Source organism: Pseudomonas sp. 18.1.10, assembly GCF_024655625.1.
In the GTDB taxonomy this organism is placed as follows: Bacteria; Pseudomonadota; Gammaproteobacteria; order Pseudomonadales; family Pseudomonadaceae; genus Aquipseudomonas.
The window spans coordinates 1-19,032 of the sequence record NZ_JANLGL010000114.1; the positions used below are offsets into that span (position 1 = coordinate 1).

At 61.3% G+C, this 19,032-nt stretch carries 18 protein-coding genes and 2 pseudogenes; 10 read left to right on the top strand and 10 right to left on the bottom strand.

The genetic code is table 11. The annotated features are described in order from the left end of the window. Positions 1-76: 76 nt before the first annotated feature. Positions 77-586, bottom strand: a pseudogene (locus tag NUV89_RS29970) (methyl-accepting chemotaxis protein); the annotation flags it as partial. A 348-nt stretch (positions 587-934) separates the two neighbouring features. Continuing rightward, positions 935-2,224 (bottom strand): annotated as a pseudogene (locus NUV89_RS29975) (HAMP domain-containing protein); the annotation flags it as partial. Positions 2,225-2,605: 381 nt separating this feature from the next. On the opposite strand from NUV89_RS29975, the gene NUV89_RS18630 reads away from it, so the two are divergent. Continuing rightward, positions 2,606-3,925 carry a Na+/H+ antiporter family protein gene (locus NUV89_RS18630; protein WP_257782465.1) on the top strand — a complete coding sequence of 440 codons (1,320 nt, stop codon included), beginning with the start codon at positions 2,606-2,608 and terminating at the stop codon, positions 3,923-3,925. 9 nt (positions 3,926-3,934) lie between these two features. Here the strand turns inward: NUV89_RS18630 and yegQ are convergent, their stop codons facing one another. Further along, positions 3,935-5,248, bottom strand: coding sequence for a tRNA 5-hydroxyuridine modification protein YegQ (gene yegQ, locus NUV89_RS18635; protein WP_257782458.1), 1,314 nt, complete (start codon positions 5,246-5,248; stop codon positions 3,935-3,937). 163 nt (positions 5,249-5,411) lie between these two features. Between yegQ and NUV89_RS18640 the strand changes: the two genes are divergently transcribed. Then, a complete protein-coding gene (locus NUV89_RS18640) occupies positions 5,412-6,479 on the top strand; it encodes an AI-2E family transporter (protein WP_257782459.1) in 1,068 nt (355 codons plus the stop codon). 3 nt (positions 6,480-6,482) lie between these two features. On the opposite strand, the gene NUV89_RS18645 is transcribed toward NUV89_RS18640, so the two are convergent. The 3 genes from NUV89_RS18645 to NUV89_RS18655 form a co-directional block, all read right to left on the bottom strand. Continuing rightward, entirely contained in the window at positions 6,483-6,665 is a 183-nt protein-coding gene (locus NUV89_RS18645) for a hypothetical protein (protein WP_017736540.1), read from the bottom strand. A 91-nt stretch (positions 6,666-6,756) separates the two neighbouring features. Further along, entirely contained in the window at positions 6,757-6,951 is a 195-nt protein-coding gene (locus tag NUV89_RS18650; protein ID WP_257782460.1) for a hypothetical protein, read from the bottom strand. 228 nt (positions 6,952-7,179) lie between these two features. Then, complete coding sequence (locus NUV89_RS18655; RefSeq protein ID WP_026136767.1) at positions 7,180-7,536, bottom strand: hypothetical protein; 357 nt, start codon at positions 7,534-7,536, stop codon at positions 7,180-7,182. 156 nt (positions 7,537-7,692) lie between these two features. Here NUV89_RS18655 and NUV89_RS18660 point away from each other — a divergent pair, with 156 nt between their 5' ends. Continuing rightward, the gene (locus NUV89_RS18660; RefSeq protein ID WP_257782461.1) at positions 7,693-8,511 is read left to right on the top strand and encodes a shikimate 5-dehydrogenase; all 819 of its coding nucleotides are present in this window, start codon (positions 7,693-7,695) and stop codon (positions 8,509-8,511) included. Positions 8,512-8,664: 153 nt separating this feature from the next. On the opposite strand, the gene NUV89_RS18665 is transcribed toward NUV89_RS18660, so the two are convergent. Next, positions 8,665-9,312, bottom strand: coding sequence for a YceH family protein (locus tag NUV89_RS18665; protein WP_017736544.1), 648 nt, complete (start codon positions 9,310-9,312; stop codon positions 8,665-8,667). 115 nt (positions 9,313-9,427) lie between these two features. Between NUV89_RS18665 and NUV89_RS18670 the strand changes: the two genes are divergently transcribed. Then, positions 9,428-9,937 carry a DUF1993 family protein gene (locus NUV89_RS18670; protein ID WP_124525195.1) on the top strand — a complete coding sequence of 170 codons (510 nt, stop codon included), beginning with the start codon at positions 9,428-9,430 and terminating at the stop codon, positions 9,935-9,937. Positions 9,938-10,000: 63 nt separating this feature from the next. Here NUV89_RS18670 and sstT read toward each other — a convergent pair whose 3' ends face one another. Beyond that, positions 10,001-11,221, bottom strand: coding sequence for a serine/threonine transporter SstT (gene sstT / locus NUV89_RS18675; RefSeq protein WP_017736546.1), 1,221 nt, complete (start codon positions 11,219-11,221; stop codon positions 10,001-10,003). Positions 11,222-11,462: 241 nt separating this feature from the next. On the opposite strand from sstT, the gene NUV89_RS18680 reads away from it, so the two are divergent. After that, positions 11,463-12,620: an MFS transporter gene (locus NUV89_RS18680; RefSeq protein WP_257782462.1), complete on the top strand. Its 1,158-nt coding sequence runs from the start codon at positions 11,463-11,465 to the stop codon at positions 12,618-12,620. 4 nt (positions 12,621-12,624) lie between these two features. Here the strand turns inward: NUV89_RS18680 and nhaR are convergent, their stop codons facing one another. Then, positions 12,625-13,527 carry a transcriptional activator NhaR gene (gene nhaR, locus NUV89_RS18685; RefSeq protein ID WP_017736548.1) on the bottom strand — a complete coding sequence of 301 codons (903 nt, stop codon included), beginning with the start codon at positions 13,525-13,527 and terminating at the stop codon, positions 12,625-12,627. 134 nt (positions 13,528-13,661) lie between these two features. Here nhaR and NUV89_RS18690 point away from each other — a divergent pair, with 134 nt between their 5' ends. Continuing rightward, positions 13,662-13,907 carry a hypothetical protein gene (locus NUV89_RS18690; protein ID WP_124525191.1) on the top strand — a complete coding sequence of 82 codons (246 nt, stop codon included), beginning with the start codon at positions 13,662-13,664 and terminating at the stop codon, positions 13,905-13,907. A 28-nt stretch (positions 13,908-13,935) separates the two neighbouring features. Further along, positions 13,936-14,685: a TerC family protein gene (locus NUV89_RS18695; RefSeq protein WP_017736550.1), complete on the top strand. Its 750-nt coding sequence runs from the start codon at positions 13,936-13,938 to the stop codon at positions 14,683-14,685. 105 nt (positions 14,686-14,790) lie between these two features. Here the strand turns inward: NUV89_RS18695 and NUV89_RS18700 are convergent, their stop codons facing one another. Then, on the bottom strand, positions 14,791-15,492 hold the full coding sequence (locus NUV89_RS18700) for a histidine phosphatase family protein (RefSeq protein WP_257782463.1): 702 nt from the start codon (positions 15,490-15,492) through the stop codon (positions 14,791-14,793). An 803-nt stretch (positions 15,493-16,295) separates the two neighbouring features. Between NUV89_RS18700 and NUV89_RS18705 the strand changes: the two genes are divergently transcribed. From NUV89_RS18705 to hemB, 3 genes are all read left to right on the top strand, one after another. Next, entirely contained in the window at positions 16,296-16,991 is a 696-nt protein-coding gene (locus NUV89_RS18705; RefSeq protein WP_374684516.1) for a glutathione S-transferase N-terminal domain-containing protein, read from the top strand. 3 nt (positions 16,992-16,994) lie between these two features. Beyond that, positions 16,995-17,837: a PhzF family phenazine biosynthesis protein gene (locus tag NUV89_RS18710; protein ID WP_257782464.1), complete on the top strand. Its 843-nt coding sequence runs from the start codon at positions 16,995-16,997 to the stop codon at positions 17,835-17,837. A gap of 116 nt (positions 17,838-17,953) precedes the next feature. Next, positions 17,954-18,928: a porphobilinogen synthase gene (gene hemB, locus NUV89_RS18715; RefSeq protein ID WP_017736554.1), complete on the top strand. Its 975-nt coding sequence runs from the start codon at positions 17,954-17,956 to the stop codon at positions 18,926-18,928. Positions 18,929-19,032: the final 104 nt, after the last annotated feature.

Here is a 19,032-nt window from a genome sequence, read left to right on the forward strand (position 1 = left end):
GAGATCTACACAGCTGAACTATCGTCGGCAGCGTCAGATGTGTATAAGAGACAGGATCAGGGCCGGTGTCGCGCACTCAGACCCGGAACTGATCCATCAACCCCTGCTGTTGATTCGCCAGGCTGTTCAACGCCTGGCTCACCCGCGCCGACTCATTGGCCTGTTCCGACAGCGACTCGGTCACATCGCGAATGGTCGCCACGTTGCTGTTGATCTCTTCGGCCACCGCGCTTTGCTCTTCGGCGGCACTGGCGATTTGCAGGTTCATGTCGCTGATTACCGTGACCGCCTCGCCGATCTGGCGCAGGGCGGTGACGGCCTGGCCGACTTGTTCGACGCTGCCCTGGGCCTGGCGATAGCTGTTGCCCATGGAACCCACCACTTCTTCGGTGCCGCTTTGCAGGTGTTCGATCACCAGGCGGGTTTCTTCCACCGATTCCTGGGTGCGGCGTGCCAGGTTGCGCACTTCGTCGGCGACGACTGCAAAACCACGGCCGGCTTCACCGGCGCGGGCGGCTTCGATGGCGGCGTTGAGGGCCAGCAGGTTGGTCTGCTCGGCAATGCCGCGAATCACTTCGAGCACCGAGCCGATTTTCTCGCTGTTGGCGGCCAAGCCTTCGACCTGGGCCATGGCGGTGCTCATGTCGGCCGCCAGGTTGCCAATGTTGCTGGTGGTGCGCTCGATCACGGTCAGGCCTTCGCGGGTGGCCTGGTCGGCATCACGGGCGGCTTGCGCCGCTTGGGCCGCGCTGCGGGCGACGTCCTGGGCGGTGGCGCTCATTTCATGGGAGGCGGTGGCCACCTGGTCGACCTGGCGATACTGCTGCTCCATGCCGGCGCTGGTTTCAGTGGCAATCGCGGCGGATTGGTCGGCGGTGCCACGGGCGTCCTGCACCGAGCGCTTCACCTCGGCGATGATCGGTTGCAGCTTGTCGAGGAAACGGTTGAACCAGCCGGCCAGTTGGCCCAACTCGTCCTGTTTGTCGTAGGCCAGGCGGCGGGTCAGGTCGCCTTCGCCGCTGGCGATGTCTTCGAGCATGTGCGCCACGCCGAGGATCGGCCGGGTCACGCTGCGGGCCATCAGCCACACCAGGATCAGGCCGACGACGGCGGCCAGCAAGCCCAGGCCCAGCTCCAGCAGGGTGCCCCGGGCATTGTCGGCGTCCAGCTGGGTTTTCAGCGCCTCGGCAGGCGCGACCAGGACTTTTTCCGGCACATCCAGTAACACGCCCCACAATTTGCCATCGGGGATCGGCGCGAAGGGCGCCAGTACCTTGAGTTGATGCTCGGTGCGCAGGCTGCGGATCTGCGCGCCACTGGCCAGGAAACCGATCAGTTGCGCGCCGCTGGTGGTGTCGACCTGATCCAGGCGCTGGCTGAGCTTGCTCGCATCCGCGCTGTAGCCGGCGAGCACGCCGGTGGGGCTGAGGATGCTGACTTGGGTCTGGCCGTCGTACAGCTTGCGGCTGGCTTGTTGGCTCACGGCCTGCAGGCTGTTGAGGTTGATGTCCACCGACAGCGAGGCGATGACTTTGCCGTTGGCCATCAGCGGGAACACGATGCTGGTCATCAGCACGTTTTGCCCGTTGATGACATAGAAGTAGGGTTCGATCACGCAGGGCTTGAGCGTGGCGCGCGGGCAGGTGAACCAGGCGTTGGCTTTTTCACCGCTGGGGCCGACGCTGGTGTCGGCCATGTCGCTTTCCGGCAGCGCCATCGATTCCAGTTTGCCCGGGGTTGGCTGCGACCAGTAGAGGGCGAAGCGGCCCTTGTCGTTACTGCCCAGCTCGGCCTGGTTGGCGAACAGTTCGTCCTTGCCGTCCAAGGCGTTGGCTTCGAAGACCAGGGACAAACCGAGCAAGTCCGGGTTGGCCTGCAACGCGGCCTTGACCTGGCGGGTCAGGTCTTCGCGGGTGTCGAAGGCGTCAAGGAAGCGCTTTTCCGCCTGCTCGCGCAAGAACAGCACCTGGCGCGAAAAGCCGTGGCCGTACTGGTACGCGTCCATGAACTGGCGACGAATGCCCAACGCCTGCCCTTCACCCTGGGCCTCGATGCGCACCTGGGCGGCTTCGTCGAGCATCTGCATGCTGGACGCTTTGACCTGCGCAGAACTCTGCTCCATGCGATACAGCGACAGACCCACCAGCAGGGTCACGATTCCCAGCAGGCAAAGGCCGGCGAGCAGGGTGATTTTCCATTGAATGGACAGCTGTCTGAGGGACATCGAGGAGCATCCTTAACCTGAAAACACAGTGAATCAGGTTATCGGCCGCTGTTTAAGATTCTTTATTATTTAAACGTTCAATTGAATCTGGCTTTTGTGGCAGGGGAGCCTTTCTGGAGAGTGAGCTTGTTGTGGCGAGGGCGCTTGCTCCCGCTGGGCTGCGAAGCGGCCCCAAGATTCTTGGGAGCGCTGCGCACTCCAGCGGGAGCAAGCTCCCTCGCCACAGCGCCCTCACACCACAGCTTTGACATGCGAAGCCACGTCCGGCAAAGTGCGCGCCCTCTAATAAGACCTCCTCCAAGCCTGCACGCTGGCGGCCACTTTTGGCCTGCCGTGGCGCGGGCATGCCTGTTTTTTATGTTTCTGCTTGAGGTATCCATGATTAACGCAGTCATTGCCGCGGTCGGCACCATGCTGGTGCTCAGTTTGTCCCGCGTGCATGTGGTCATCGCCATCATCGTCGGCGCCCTGGTGGGTGGCCTCACCGGTGGCTTGGGCATCGACGCCACGCTCAAAGCCTTCAATGGTGGCTTGGGCGGCGGCGCCACCGTGGCCTTGTCCTACGCCTTGCTCGGCGCTTTCGCCGTGGCCATTGCCAAGTCCGGCCTGGCCCACGCCCTCGCCGACAAGGCGCTGATGCTGGTGGACCGCCAGGAAGCCAGCGGCGGCAGTCACGTCAAATGGCTGCTGATCGGCCTGTTGTGGGTGGTGGCGATTGCGTCGCAGAACATCCTGCCGATCCACATCGCGTTTATTCCGTTGCTGGTGCCGCCCCTGTTGTATGTGCTGACCAAGCTGCAATTGGACCGTCGCCTGATCGCCTGCGTGATGACCTTCGGCCTTATCACGCCGTATATGTTCCTGCCGGTGGGTTTCGGCAATATCTTCCTCAACCAGATCCTGCTGGCCAACGTGGCCAAGAGCGGCGTGGACATCAGCCAGGTCAACGTCACCCACGCCATGGGCCTGCCGGCCCTGGGCATGGTGGTCGGCCTGTTGGTGGCGGTGTTTGTCAGCTACCGCAAAAAGCGCGTGTACGACCTGGAGAAAATCGAGCGCGTCGAGCAGGTGGCGGTGCAATACAACCCGCTGACCTTGCTGGTGGCCGGCCTGGCGATTGCCTCGGCGTTCATCATTCAGCTGTGGCTGGATTCGATGATTATCGGCGCCCTGGCGGGTTTCCTGATCTTCTCGGTGTCGGGCATCGTGCGCTGGAGCGACACCGACGACCTGTTCACCGAAGGCATGAAGATGATGGCCATGATCGGCTTCATCATGATCGCCTCATCGGGCTTTGCCGAAGTGCTCAAGGCCACCGGCGACGTGCGTTCGCTGGTGGAAACCTCGGCGGCGTTTATCGGCCATAGCCGTGGCGTCGGCGCGTTGCTGATGTTGCTGGTGGGCTTGCTGGTGACCATGGGCATCGGCTCGTCGTTCTCCACGGTGCCGATCCTGGCGGCGATTTTCGTGCCGTTGTGTGTGCAACTGGGGTTCAGCCCGATGGCCATCGTGTGCATCGTCGGCACGGCGGGCGCCTTGGGCGATGCCGGTTCGCCGGCGTCGGATTCCACCCTCGGCCCGACCTCCGGCCTGAACATCGACGGCCAGCACCACCATATCTGGGACACCGTGGTGCCGACCTTCCTGCACTACAACCTCCCGTTGCTGGCGTTTGGCTGGCTGGCGGCCATGACCCTGTAGCGAGCGCGTTTAAACGTCGCGCATCAACAGGCCAAAGCGCAGCTCCATCTCAATCGGGACGGGCACGTACACCGTGTGCCCATCTCCCGGCGCCACGTCGATGGCTTCGCCCTTGGCGTTGTGCATGGTTCCCAGGTCAAAGTGGAAATTGCCCGCAGGCGTCATCAACTCCAGGTGATTGCCCACGGCAAAGCGGTTCTTCACCTTCACCTCGGCCAGCTCACCCCGACGCTCGCCGGTCAATTCTCCGACAAACTGCTGGCGCTCAGAGACCGAGCTGCCGTTCTGGTAGTTCTGGTATTCGTCGTGCACGTGCCGGCGCAGGAAACCTTCGGTGTAGCCACGCTGGGCCAGGGATTCGAGGTCGGTCATCAGGCTGCGGTCAAAGGCACGCCCGGCCACCGCGTCATCGATGGCCTGGCGATACACCTGGGTGGTGCGCGCGCAGTAGAAGTGGGATTTGGTGCGGCCCTCGATTTTCAGCGAATGCACGCCCATGTGGGTCAGGCGCTCCACGTGCTGTACGGCGCGCAGGTCCTTGGCGTTCATGATGTAGGTGCCGTGCTCGTCTTCGAAGGCGGGCATCTGTTCGTCGGGGCGGTTGGCTTCCTGGAGCAGGAACACTTGGTCGGTGGGCGTGCCAATGCCCAGGGTCGGCTGGAATTGCTGGACGATCTCGCCCGTGGCGTTTTCCACCGCCGGCGTGGCCTGGTATTTCCAGCGGCAGGCGTTGGTGCAGGTGCCTTGGTTGGCGTCGCGCTTGTTCATGTAGCCGGAGAGCAGGCAGCGCCCGGAATAGGCCATGCACAAGGCGCCGTGGACAAAGATTTCCAGCTCCATGGCCGGCACTTGCTCGCGGATTTCGCCTATTTCTTCCAGGGACAATTCCCGCGACAGGATCACCCGGCAGATGCCTTGCTGTTGCCAGAATTCCACACTGGCCCAGTTCACCGTGTTGGCCTGCACCGACAGGTGGATCGGCATCTGTGGAAAGTGCCGGCGCACCAGCATAATCAATCCGGGGTCGGACATGATTAGCGCATCCGGGCCCATGGCGATCACCGGGGCCAGGTCCTTGAGGAAGGTTTTCAGCTTGGCATTGTGTGGCGCGATGTTGACCACCACGTAGAAACGCTTGCCCTGCGCGTGGGCCTCGTCGATGCCGAGGGCCAGGTTGGCGTGGTCGAATTCGTTGTTGCGCACCCGCAGGCTGTAGCGCGGCTGGCCGGCGTAGACCGCATCGGCGCCGTAGGCGAAGGCGTAGCGCATGTTTTTCAGGGTGCCGGCGGGGGCAAGCAGTTCGGGGGCGATGACAGGGGGCATGGTCGGCACTTGAGTCAAAAAAGTGCGGCAGGGTAGAGCAAGCCGGCGCGGGGTTTATTGATCTGGGTCTAGCCTTGCAACAAAGAGGGCACTCGTAGCGTTGGGTGTGGACTAAGCAGCAGAGGCCTACGCAGGCCTTCTGCTTTTCTGACATGGACCGGATATGAATCAAACCAACCTGCAATTCAAAACCCTGCTGTTACTGCTGGTCTTGGTGACCGTCGCCTTTATCTGGATCTTGCTGCCGTTCTACGGCGCGGTGTTCTGGGCGGTGATCCTCGGCATCATCTTTGCGCCGATGCAGCGCCGCTTGCAGCAGCGTTTCGCCTGGAACCGCAACTTGACGTCCCTGGCCACCCTGGCGGTGTGCCTGGTGATCGCGATCCTGCCGGTCATCATCACCAGTGCCTTGCTGGTGCAAGAGGGGGCGACGCTCTATAAAAACATCGAAAGCGGCAAGCTGGACGTGGCCGGTTACATCGAGCAGTTCAAGAATTTCCTGCCGCCGTACTTCCAGCACCTGCTGGATCGTTTTGGCATGGGCAACCTGGAAGGGCTGCGCGAGAAGATCGTCAAGAGCGCGATGCAGGGCAGCCAGTTCTTTGCGTCCCAGGCATTCAGCTTTGGCCAGGGCACGTTTGACTTCCTCGTAAGCTTTTTCATCATGTTGTACCTGCTGTTCTTCCTGCTGCGCGACGGCCCCGAATTGGTGCGCAAAGTGCGCACGGCGGTGCCGTTGGCCGAGCCGCAGAAGCGTCGCTTGCAACTCAAGTTCAACCGGGTGGTGCGTGCCACGGTCAAGGGCAACGTGCTGGTGGCCGTGACGCAAGGCGCGCTGGGCGGGTTGATCTTCTGGTTCCTGGACATTCCCAGTGCGTTGCTCTGGGCGGTGCTGATGGCGTTTCTATCGCTGTTGCCGGCAGTGGGCGCAGGCATTGTGTGGGGGCCGGTGGCCGCCTACTTCCTGTTGAGCGGTTCGATCTGGCAGGGTGTGGTGCTGGGGTTGTTCGGGGTGTTTGTGATCGGGCTGGTGGACAACGTGTTGCGCCCGATCCTGGTGGGCAAGGACACCAAGATGCCGGATTACCTGATCCTGATCTCGACCCTGGGCGGGCTGTCGGTGTTTGGCCTGAACGGGTTTGTCATCGGGCCGCTGGTGGCGGCGTTGTTCATGTCCAGCTGGGCGCTATTTGTAGAGAGCAAGCCACGGGTCAAGCTGCCGCTGCCGTAGGCTTCAGGCGTGAAGCTTGAAGGTCGAGGCTTGCTGCAGCTGTTTCTTGGCGGCGGACAACGAGGTCAGCGGGCCGCTGATGGCCTCGCCATCGCGCACCACATACCAGCAGGCCAGCAACCCCAGCTCGCGCAGAGGGGCGGGAACGGCGCTACCGATGACAGACATGATTTGAACAGTGGGCATAAGGACCTCCAATCGCTATGGAGGTCACCTTACGCGGCAGCGGGATGTAGGAAAAATCACCTGTCTCGATAGTGGACATTGACGTGACGCGTCAGTCCACCACGTGATCGAGCATGACCACTACTTCCTGGTCACTGAGCAAACCCTTGCGCACCAGGTTTTCGGCGAGCAACGCGAGGAATTTGGCGCTGCGGTGGCCTTCCAGATGCTTGAGTTCGGTGAGGGCGCTGTAGACCTTGCTGGACGTACACAGGCCAGCGGTGCGGTGTGGGTGTTGCGTGGGCATGGTCAGTCGTCCTTGTTGTTATTGGGTGGACAGGCTCGATAGTGGGAGTGTGTCGTGACACAAACATGACAGCGCGAGCCCCGATCAAGCAAGTAGACAATGGTGTCGATGATGTGTGATTGCGCCTCGGCCATTGTCCTCACAGCGACCTTGGTGCGATCAATCCAGACTTTTCATGCAAAAAAAGGCCCCGCCGCACGGGCGAGGCCTGTTTCAGACGATTGGCGCTTACCAGCCGCGGCCGTAATAGCCGTGGGGAGGGCCGTAATAGCCACGCGGTGGGCCGTAGTAGACCGGCGCCGGTCGGTAGTAAACCTGTTGTTGCACGTACACCGGCGGTGGCGGCGCGTAGTACACCGGCGGCGGCGCGGCATACACCGGCTGTGGTTGCACATACACCGGCTGTTGCTGCACATAGACTTCGCGCGGTTGGCTGGCAACCACGGAGCCCACGACGGCGGCGCCGACTAACGCACCCAACACAGCCGGGCCACCCCAACCACCACCGTGGGCGGAGGCTTGGCCTGCCATCGCGAGTGCGCCAACCAGCAAGGCGATTTTGGGGATTGTACGAATCATGGTCATTCCTCGGTTAGCCCCTGCGCTTGTGGTCTGCAATCAATAGACTCAAGGATTGTCGCGGGGATACTTTTAAGACAACGTATTTCTGGAAAACAGCACGGCCGATTGGTAAAGGTTGTGTAAGGTCTGTACCGATTTGCTTACTTCAAGGAGTTACCCATGCAGATGCACCCCAACAAAGACACCCAACTGTGCATGTCTCTGTCGGCGCGCCCCGGGAATTTTGGCCTGCGTTTTCACAACCACTTGTACGAACAGCTGGGGTTGAACTTCTACTATAAGGCCTTCAGCAGCCAGGATTTGCCCGGCGCGATCGGTGGTATCCGTGCCTTGGGCATCCGTGGTTGCGGGGTTTCCATGCCGTTCAAAGAGGCCGCCATTGCCTTAGTGGATGAATTGGACGATTCGGTTCAAGTCATCGACTCGCTTAACACCATCGTCAATACCGCAGGCCATCTCAAGGCTTACAACACGGACTACATCGCCATCGAGCAACTGCTGAAAAAGCACGCCGTGCCCAAGGACTCGACCTTCGCCCTGCGCGGCAGCGGCGGCATGGCCAAGGCCGTGGCCAGCGCCTTGCGTGATGGCGGCTACGGCAATGGCCTGATCGTCGCTCGCAACGAAGCGGCGGGCCGCGCGTTGGCGCAGAACCTGGGGTATGAATGGCAGGCGGAGTTGGGTGATGCACGCCCGCAGATGCTGATCAACGTGACGCCGATTGGCATGACCGGTGGCGCAGAGGCGGATGCGCTGGCGTTTGACGCAGCGGCTGTCGATGCGGCGGACACTGTGTTCGATGTGGTAGCGATCCCCGCCGAAACGCCATTGATCGTGCGTGGGCGGGCGCAAGGCAAGCGGGTGATTACCGGGTTGGAAGTGATCGCGATTCAGGCGTTGGAGCAGTTTGTGCTGTACACCGGGGTGCGGCCGACCGATGAACAGTTCCAGGCGGCGGTGGCCTTCGCCCGAACCTAAGGCCCCCCGACGATCCAATGTTGGAATGGGCTTGTGTGGGAGCGGGCTTGCTCGCGAAGGCGGTGGTTCAGCCACCATCTCCGGTGACTGAAAAACTGCATTCGCGAGCAAGCCCGCTCCCACAGAAAGCCCGCTCCCACAGTTTGGAGGGTGTTATGCCTGTTCCAACTGGGTCAAGCGCTCTTCCAGTGCGGCAATCCGTGCTTCCAGCTCTTCAATGCGATCCGCCGAAACCGTGGCCCCACGCTCCACCGGATTACCCCGCGCCGCCATAATCACCTCAATATCCGCCGGATCCCCCAGCGCATGGGTATAGCGATCTTCCCGCTGCCCCGCCTGGCGTGGCACCAGCAGCGCCAACCCGCGGGCTATCAGGCGTTCCAGCTGATGCACGACCTGTTCGGCATCTTCAAAGTCATGCATGCGCCCGCTGCGGGTCAGCAGCTCATTGACGGTTTGCGGGCCGCGCAGGAACAGCAGCCCGATCAGGATCACCTGGGCCGGCACCAGTTCCAGTGCCTTGTCCACGCGATGCTCCCAGCGGTCGGCGCGGCTGCCCATGACCAGGCGGGTAAAACCTTGGCCTTCGAGGGCACGCAGGCTCTGGCCGACCTGGCCCTGGCTGAGGTTCATCACCGGCTCGCGGCTGGTCTTCTGGTTGCAGGCTAGCACCAGGGCGTTGAGGGTCAGGGGGTAGGTTTCCGGGTTGGTCGCCTGTTTTTCGATCAGGCAGCCCAGGATGCGGATTTCCGTGCTGTTCAGGCGCGGCTCAGGGGTGTCGGTGTCGTGCTCGGCGGTCATCGCGCTTTCCCTATGCAGTGAAGTGCCTAGCGTAAGCCGGAAAAAATAAAAGACAAGCGACCGGGCGGTCTATAATCGTCGCCTGTTCAAACCGTGCCATAACCATGAGACTGCCATGACTATTTCCCTGTACGCCGCTTCCATCCCAGTCTTCAAGCAAATGCTCACCGCCCTGAGCGGTGTGTTGACCAAGGCCGAAGCCCACGCCACCGCCAAGAACATCGAGCCGAATGCCTTGCTGCAAGCGCGTCTGTTCCCGGACATGTTCCAACTGGTGCGCCAGGTGCAGATCGCCGTCGACTTCGCCAAGGGTGTTTCCGCGCGCCTGGCCGAGATCGAAGTGCCGAAATACGAAGATGGCGAAGTGACCTTCGCCGACCTGCAAGCCTTGATCGCCAAGGTGTTGGCCTTTGTCGACACCATCAAGCCGGAGCAGATCGACGGCAAGGAAGGCATTGAGATCATCACCCGCCCAGGCACGCCGAAAGAGAAGCGCTTCAGCGGCCAGTCCTACCTGCTGACCTACGGCCTGCCGCAGTTCTTCTTCCACGTCACCACCGCCTACGCCTTGCTGCGTCACAACGGTGTGGAAGTGGGCAAGCGCGACTACATGGGCGCGTTCTAAGCAGCCAAAAAAAAGCCGGGGCGGTTCACTCAAGAACCGCCCCGGCTTTTTTGTGCGCGCAGGTCAGGCCGGCTGTTCTTCCTTGCCCAGGCAGGCCGCCGCGGTAAACAGCACATCGGTGGACGAATTCAGCGCAGTCTCCGCCGAGTCCTGCAACACGCCGATGATGAAACCGACCGCAACCACCTGCATCGCAATCTCGCTAGGGATGCCAAACAGGCTGCACGCCAGCGGGATCAGCAGCAGCGAGCCACCGGCCACGCCCGACGCACCGCAGGCGCAGATCGCGGCCACGACGCTGAGCAACACGGCAGTCGGCAGGTCGACGGCGATACCCAGGGTATGCACGGCGGCCAGGGTCAGCACGGTGATGGTGATGGCGGCGCCGGCCATGTTGATGGTGGCACCGAGCGGGATCGACACCGAGTAGGTGTCTTCATGCAGGCCCAGGCGCTTGCTCAACGCCAGGTTGACCGGGATGTTCGCCGCCGAACTGCGGGTGAAGAAAGCGGTGATGCCGCTTTCGCGCAGGCACATCAGCACCAGCGGGTACGGGTTGCGGCGTAGTTTCCAGAACACGATGGCCGGGTTGACCACCAGCGCCACGAACAGCATGCAACCGATCAGCACCACCAGCAGGTGCGCATAACCGAGCAGGGCGCCGAAACCGGAGGTGGCCAGGGTCGAGGCAACCAGGCCGAAGATGCCCAGGGGCGCGAAGCGGATCACCACCCGTACGATCAACGTCACGCCGTTGGACAGGTCGTCCAGCACGGTGCGCGTGGTTTCACCGGCATGGCGAATGGCGATGCCCATGCCGATGGCCCACGCCAGGATGCCGATAAAGTTGGCGTTCATCAGCGCGCTGACCGGGTTGTCGACCACGCTCAACAGCAGGCTTTGCAACACTTCGCCGATCCCGCCGGGGGCGCTGACGGCGGCGTCATGGGTTATCAGCACCAGCGAGGACGGGAACCACATGCTGGCAATCACCGCGACCACGGCGGCGGCAAAGGTGCCCAGCAGGTACAGGAACAGAATCGGCTTGATGTGGGTTTCCTGGCCGTGTTTATGGTTGGCGATCGACGCCATTACCAGCACAAACACCAGGATCGGCGCCACGGCCTTGAGCGCGGCGACAAACACCTTGCCGATAAACCCGGTGGCTTGGGCCGCCTGGGGCGCCAACAGCGCGAGCAGAATGCCGGCGATCAAACCGATGACAATTTGTGTAACCAGGCTGACGCGTGTCAGGCGCTGGAGCAGGGAAGGGGCAGCAGTCATAAACAGTTGTCTCTGATTTTTTTAGTAGGGCGCAGCATTGCAGGCAGAAAGGGCTGTAGGAAGCAGGCGCGGAGTCTAGCATGCTGTAGGAACGCTCCCTGGCGCTGCGGCATTCCGTCACCCGCGCCCTTAGGGCTTCGGCAAAGCCAGACATACTCTGTTAAGATTCTCGCCTCTCACCTTTCCTCTCTGTCAGCGGGCCCATTGGGCTGTCGTTGCTGTCGTCGTTTCTGGAGTTTTCATGCTGTTCCCCATCCTGCTGCTGTCGGCCGCCGGTTTCACCGTGCTGACCACAGAATTCGTCATTGTCGGCCTGCTGCCGTCTATCGCCCGGGACCTGAATGTCAGCGTGTCCCAGGCCGGGCTGCTGGTGACCTTGTTCGCGTTTACCGTCGCGGCATTCGGGCCGTTTCTCACAGCCTACTGCGCGCGTTTCCCACGCAAGCGCCTGTTTATCAGCATCCTGATCCTGTTCGGCGTGGCCAATACCGTGGCCGCGCTGGCGCCGAATATCTGGGTGATGGCCCTGGCGCGGTTGATCCCTGCACTGGGCTTGCCGGTGTTCTGGGCGCTGGCCAGTGAGACGGCGGTGGATATCGTCGGCCCGGAATTCGCCGGGCGCGCCATTGAAAAAATCGGCTTCGGCATCGTCTGCGCCACGGTGTTCGGCATCCCGGTGGGCACGCTGATCTCCGATATGTTCGGCTGGCGCAGCGCGTTTGCCATCCTCGCGGTGGTGGCGCTGGCCAAGGCGTTGCTGCTGTTTATCTACCTGCCGGTGACCCAGCCGAAGAACGACCAGGTGTCGCTGCGCTCGCAGTTCAAGCTCCTGCGCAACCCGCTGATGCAGGGCCATATCCTGTTGTCGATCCTGGTGTTCAGCGGCATGTTCACCGCCTACACCTACCTGGCAGACATCCTCGAGCGCCTGGCCGGCTTTGACGGCACGCTGGTGGGTTGGTGCCTGATGGGCTTCGGTGCGGTCGGCTTGCTGGGTAATTCGTTGGGCGGCCGCGCGGTGGATCGCCATCCGCTGATCGCGTCCATGGTGTTCTGCGGTTTCATGATTGCGGGGATGGTGGCGCTGGTGCCGGCGATCCACTCCACCATTGGCCTGGCGGCCGCGATGGCGGTGTGGGGCGTGACCCAGGCGGCGATGTTCCTGGTCAGCCATGTGCGCCTGATGAAAGCCGCGCCCCATGCGCCGGCGTTTGCCGCGTCCCTGAACATCGCCGGGGCCAACCTGGGGATTGGCCTGGGCGCGCTGGTCGGTGGGCATGTGATCGACACCTTCGGCCTGGGCAGCCTGGGGTTTGCGGCGTCCGGGTTTATCCTGGTGTCGATCCTGCTGGCACTGTGGCTGATGACCGCCAAGCAGCCGGTCGCAGCCAGCGCCTGAAGCGTCAGGGCAGGGCGGTGAACAACTCCCGCCTTGCCCCTTCGGTAATCGCCACGATGCCGGGGTGCTTGACCTTGCGCTCCACCGAGATCGCGTAGAACGACTCGGTCACCGCCGTGGTCTGGCCAATCAACGCCACGCCATATTGGCGCACCACCTCATCGGCAATCACGCTGGGAGCGATAAAAATCCCGCTGCCGGATTGGCCGAATGCCTGCATCAACGCACTGTCGTCGAACTCGCCAATGATCTTGGGTTGGATCTGCTGCTCGGCAAACCACCGCTGCAAGCGGCTGCGCACCACCGTCTCTGCCCCCGGGATCAACAGCGGCGCACCCTGCAAACACTGTGGGAAATCGCCGCCATAGCGGTCAGCCAGCGCCTGGGTGGCGAAAAAACTGATGCCACATTCGCCGAGCTTCTGGCTGTAGCCCTTGATGTCCAGGTGCGTCGGCATCGGGCTGTCGGAAATCACCAGGTCCAGGCGCTGGATCGCCAGGTCGGCCAGCAGGCGTTCGAGTTTGTCTTCACGGCAGGTGATGCGGATCGGCTCGCTCAGCTCCATGGTCGGCGCGATCAGGCGGTAGACGATGGATTTTGGCACCACATCCGCCACCCCGACGCGAAACACGATCTGCTGTTCATTGGGCTGGGCGCGCAGCATCGCCTCCAATTCATTGCCGGTCTGGAACATCTGTTCGGCGTAGGGCAGGGCCTGGCGCCCGGCCTCGGTCAGTTCCAACTGGCGGCCGACCCGCTGAAACAGCGCGATACCAAAGGTCTGCTCCAGCAGGCTGATCTGCCCGCTGATGGTCTGCGGCGTGAGGTTCAGTTGTTCACAGGCGCGCACGATGCTGCCGGTCTTGGCCACGACCCAGAAGTAATGCAGTTGTCGGTAATTGAGCATGGCGACCGTCACTTCGTAAAAACCGAAGTATACGCGAGAAAAATACGAATTTTCCTGAACTGTTCACCTGCATAGAATGCCTCGCTATCGCGGGGCCACTACTTGGACCCAATGGTTCTAACGAGGAATACATCATGAAACTCAATTCCCTGGGCACGGCAGCGCTGCTTGCGCTTTCATTGGTAGTGGTCAGCGGTTGTGACCAGGTCGAAAAAAGCGCGCAGCAGGTGTTGGGCAAGGCCACCGAGTCGGCCAAGCAAGCGATTGACGACACCCACAAGGCCGCCGAGCAGGCGTTGAGTGAAGCGACACAAGGGCTGATAAAGCCTGAGAAGCAAGAAGATGAAGCTGAAGAAGCTTCCGACACCAAAGAAACCTAATTCCCCAGCACAACGTCAGGACTGACCTATGGATTACCTTTTACAACTGGCCGCCAGCCCTACCGCCTGGGTTGCCCTGGCGACCTTGATCGTCATGGAGATCGTGCTGGGCATCGATAACCTGATCTTCATCTCGATCCTCACCAACAAGTTGCCCGAGCAACACCGGGCCAAGGCGCGGCGCATCGGCATCAGCATGGCGCTGGTGTTGCGTCTGGGCCTGTTGAGCACCATCGCGTTCATCGTGCAATTGACGGCGCCGGTGTTCGAAGTGTTCGGCCAGGCGTTTTCGTGGAAGGACATGATCCTGATCGCCGGCGGCCTGTTCCTGGTCTGGAAGGCCACCACCGAGATCCATCACAGCATGGACCCGGAACCCGAGGAAAAGGCCAGTGTTGGCAATACGGTCGCCATTGGTTTCGCGGCGGCCATCGGGCAGATCCTGTTGCTCGACCTGGTGTTTTCCATCGACAGCATCATTACCGCCGTGGGCATGACCGAGCACTTGCCGATCATGATTATTGCCGTGGTGACCTCGGTGATCGTGATGCTGGTGGCGGCTGAACCGCTGGCCAAGTTCATCAACGACAACCCGACCGTGGTGATGCTGGCCCTGGGCTTCCTGATTATGATCGGCATGACGTTGATCGCCGAAGGCTTCGGCGCCCATGTACCGAAAGGCTACGTGTATGCGGCCATGGCGTTCTCGGCGGCAATCGAGTGCTTGAACATCGCCCGACGCAATCGTCACAAGCGTTTGCTCGCTGCCCGGCAGTAACCGCAGAAACACAAAGGCCGGCTGCGCTCCCAAGAGCGCAGCCGGCCTGATCGTTCCCACGCTCTGCGTGGGAATGCCGCCCCGGGCGCTCCGCGCCCCACGACCTTACGATTCGGCGCTGACCTGCGTCGGTTCCGGGCAGGACTCTTCGCCGTTGTTCAAGCCCTGCTTGTAGTTTCGGCTCAGCAGCGAGGCCTTGCCGTTGTGCCAGGTCAGCGTCAGCACATACAGGGTGTCGTAGTCGCTGCCGGACCAGTCGTCGGTGATGGTGTGCTTTTCGCCGACCGCTTCACTCGCCACCTTGTTGATTAACTCCGGCAGATAACCGTGGGACCACGCGGTGTAGATGATGGAGTTGTGGTACTTGTTCTCCACCAACTCGTCGGCGAGGGCGCTGGTGTCGTTCGCCGAAAACTTGATGTTCACCGGCAGGCCAAGCTTGATGGCGCTGGGGCTGATGGTCATCAATGGGCGAATGTAGCTGTAGGAATTATCGAACTCACCTTCCTCGACATTACGCGTCGGGTTGGCAGCGAACACAAAGTTGGCCTTGCCGAATTTTTCCGGCAGTACCGTGGCGAGGTTCATCGCCCGGTTCAGGCCCTGGCAATTGAGTTGGCCCAGGCCGCCGGCAGGTTTTTCGCCGTGGCGCAGGAATACCAGGGTTTGCACGCCGTCTACGACTTGTGCACGGCTTTCTCGGGCATCCAGTGTCAGCCCAGCAGTGCCGCCAATCAGCAGCAACGGTAAGACAACATAAGAATAGCGCTTGAGATGATGTGCGACTCGGGCAGCTTTTATATTCATGGTTCCACTTTTCAGTAATGCAACTTTAGCCGAGCACTCCTGATGCGAGGGTCCACTCCTGTGTGATAGCTGGGTTGTCTTTGTAGCCGTGCGGTCGTTGAGCTTGGAGGATGGGAGTGTTTTTACGTCCTTTGGTTCTATACGCAAAGATGTTTATTCCAGTCTGCCCCTAAGAATAGTTGGCAAATGTTGCAAAACGGCATCTGCGATAGGAAGTGTTTTTCGTGATGTATCGGCAGTGGAACGGATATTCAGGGTTTGTCACATAGTCGTTGTCACTGGCTGGTAGGTGAGTAGCCGTTCTAGCGCACCCTATGGCGTCTCAATTCAGCCAGTGAGCCTCGTCAATTCTATTGAAGGAAATGAAAACATGAATATCGGCTCGTCTTCAGGCAACCTCTACAGCGGTTTTAACACGATGTCAGCATCAGAAAACGAGGGCGCATCCAGGTCGAAAAGGAGCGCAGATGAGACAACTTGGTTTTGTTTCGGTCCGAACCCCACCGGGGGGGCAGATAGCACAGGGCACTACGTGCGCAGCGAAGATAAGCCTTTTGGTGCTGGCCACGGCGATTGCGTTCGAACGGCGACGTTTACCAGACCCGATGTTTAATCCGCGTCAAAAACGGATGCGCTACCCGTAGCGGGGCATACCAGCCCTGAAAGGGCGCTGAGCGTTGGCCAATGGGCTGGCTCTCAGTGCCTTTTTTCTGTTCCGCACAGTCAGCACATTGGATCGTTCTATCTGTTTTGTTTACCTTGTGAACCCTTACTATTCCAATTTTTAAAGGGAGTTCACCATCATGTCTCTTTCAAGCTTCCCTATTACTAAAAAGTGGTCTGCCCAGCACCCCGAGCGCTTGCAACTGTACTCGCTGCCCACGCCCAACGGGGTAAAAGTCTCGATCATGCTCGAAGAACTGGGCCTGCCCTACGAGGCGCACAAGGTCAGTTTCGAGACCCAGGACCAATTGTCCCCCGAGTTCCTGTCCCTGAACCCCAACAACAAGATCCCCGCGATCATCGACCCCGATGGCCCCGGTGGTGTGCCGCTGGCGTTGTTCGAGTCTGGCGCGATCCTGATCTACCTGGCGGAGAAAACCAGCCAGTTGCTGTCCGAGGACCCGGCCACGCGCTACGAAACCCTGCAATGGCTGATGTTCCAGATGGGCGGAATCGGCCCGATGTTTGGCCAGCTGGGCTTCTTCAACAAGTTCGCCGGCAAGGACTACGAGGACAAGCGCCCGCGCGACCGCTACGCCGCCGAATCCCGGCGCTTGCTCGGCGTGCTGGAAAAACGCCTGCTGGGCCGCACCTGGATCATGGGCGACGATTACAGCATTGCCGACATCGCCACCTTCCCGTGGATTCGCAACCTGATCGGCTTCTACGAATCCGGCGACCTGGTGGGCATCGCCGACTTCCCTAATGTGCTGCGCGCGCTGGATGGCTTTGTCGCCCGGCCGGCGGTGATCCGTGGCCTGAATATTCCGAGCTGATAAATGCCGACCTTTGATTTCAAACAACTGGATGTCTTCAGCAGCGTCGCGCTCAAGGGCAACCCCCTGGCGGTGGTGTTGGGCGCGGACAGCCTGACGGACCAGCAGATGGCCGATTTCGCCAACTGGACCAACCTCAGTGAAACCACGTTTTTGCTGACACCCCGTGATCCCCGTGCGGACTACCGCGTGCGAATTTTTACCACCGTGCAGGAACTGCCGTTCGCCGGGCACCCGACGTTGGGCTCATGCCATGCGTGGCTGCAAGCAGGCGGTGTGCCCAAGGGCGAGGACATCATCCAGGAGTGCGAGATTGGCCTGGTGCGCGTGCGTCGCCAGGGCGATGAACTGGCGTTTATTGCGCCGCCGCTATTACGCGCAGGGGCGGTGGAGGCGCCTGTGCTGGCGCGTGTCTGCCAAGGGTTGGGCTTGCGCGCCGAAGACGTTGTGCGCAGCCAATGGGTCGACAATGGCGCTGGCTGGCTGGCGCTGATGTTGGCCGATCGTGATCAGCTTCTGGGCCTACAGCCCGACTATGCGCAGTTGCTCGGCCTGGCTGTTGGCGTGATCGCTCCCTGCGACCCCGCGCGCGACGCTGTGGATACGCAGTTTGAAGTGCGCGGGTTTATCGCCGGAGATGGCGCCCCGGAAGACCCGGCCACCGGCAGCTTGAATGCCGGTATTGCCCAATGGCTGCTGGGCGAAGGCTTGGCGCCTGAGCGCTATGTGGTCAGCCAGGGCACGGCCTTGGGGCGTGCGGGGCGCATTCGCGTCGAGCGCCAGGGCGATGACATCTGGGTGGGCGGTGCGGTCGCGGTGTGCATTGACGGGCGTCTACAGCTCTAGATCAATGAATTGTTACGGGCCTCGCAATACACTGTTGGGCCCTCGGCGTTTGTGTTGCCTATGCCGGTGGGCATAAGCTTTCGCCCCAAAGCTTTCACCCCTATTTCAGGACCGCCATGACCAGCCAGTTCCCCCAAGCCCGTCCACGCCGCCTGCGCCGCTCCCCGGAGTTGCGTGGCTTGTTCCAGGAAACCGAGTTCACCCTCAATGATCTGGTGCTGCCGATTTTTGTCGAAGAAGAAATCGACGACTTCGTGCCGATTACCAGCATGCCGGGCGTGCAGCGTATCCCGGAGAAGAAACTGGCCGCCGAAATCGAGCGTTACGCCCGCGCTGGCATCAAGTCGGTGATGACCTTTGGCGTGTCCCACCACCTGGACGCCAGCGGCAGCGATACCTGGAAGGAACGTGGCCTGGTTTCGCGCATGTCCTCGATCATCAAGGACGCCGTGCCGGAGATGATCGTGATGTCCGACACCTGCTTCTGCGAATACACCGACCACGGCCACTGCGGCGTGATGCACGGCGCCCATGTCGATAACGACGCAACCCTGGTCAACCTCGGCAAGCAAGCCGTGGCTGCGGCCCGCGCCGGTGCCGATGTGATCGCACCGTCGGCGGCGATGGACGGCCAGGTCCAGGCGATCCGCCGTGCCCTGGATGATGCCGGTTTTACCCACATCCCGATCATGGCCTACTCGACCAAATTCGCCTCGGCGCTGTACGGCCCGTTCCGCGAAGCCGGCGGCAGTGCGCTGAAGGGCGACCGTAAAAGCTACCAGATGAACCCGATGAACCGCCGCGAAGCCGTGCGCGAATCGCTGCTGGATGAACAGGAAGGCGCGGATGCGCTGATGGTCAAGCCGGCCGGGGCCTACCTCGACATCATTCGCGACATCCGCGAAGCCTCGCGCTTGCCGGTGGCGGCGTATCAGGTGAGCGGTGAGTACGCGATGATCAAGTTCGGCGCCCAGGCGGGGGCGATTGATGAGGACCGCGTGGTGCGCGAAACCCTCGGCTCGATCAAGCGCGCCGGTGCGGATTTGATCTTCACTTACTTCGCGATGGACCTCGCGTTGGCCGGGATCTAAGCACACTGCAGAACCCACTGTGGGACCTGGCTTGTGTGGGAGCTGGCTTGCCTGCGATGCAGGCACCTCGGTCTTTCAGTGACACCGAGGTGATGCTATCGCCT